Annotated in this window: 1 protein-coding gene; it reads left to right on the top strand. The window is 53.7% G+C overall.

Going from position 1 to position 281, the window contains the following annotated elements:
• Window positions 1-281, top strand: a 281-nt coding sequence (locus J0A67_RS22925) for a phage tail tape measure C-terminal domain-containing protein (protein ID WP_206571708.1), incomplete at both ends; no start/stop codon positions are given.

Below are 281 nucleotides of genomic sequence, written 5' to 3'. Positions count from 1 at the left end.
CAGCCAATGCCGGTAACGTTTATGGGCAGGTGAAAGACGCTACGACCCGAACATTTGACGGCATGACCGGTATGTTGGCCAACTTTGTCACCACAGGCAAAGCCAGTTTTAACGACTTCGCCAAGTCTGTCCTGACCGATCTCGCCAGCATGATGATCAAGATGGCGATGTTCAACGCACTGAAAGCCGGAATGAACTTCTTCGCACCCTCCGGCAATGACCCAGGGCAAGTACCGATGTTCGCCAACGCAAAAGGCGGCGTTTATTCGTCGCCGTCACTG

The organism is Algoriphagus aestuariicola (genome assembly GCF_017254835.1).
GTDB classification, from domain to species: Bacteria; Bacteroidota; Bacteroidia; order Cytophagales; family Cyclobacteriaceae; genus Algoriphagus; species Algoriphagus aestuariicola.
This window is presented reverse-complemented; position numbering and strand designations above follow the sequence as displayed.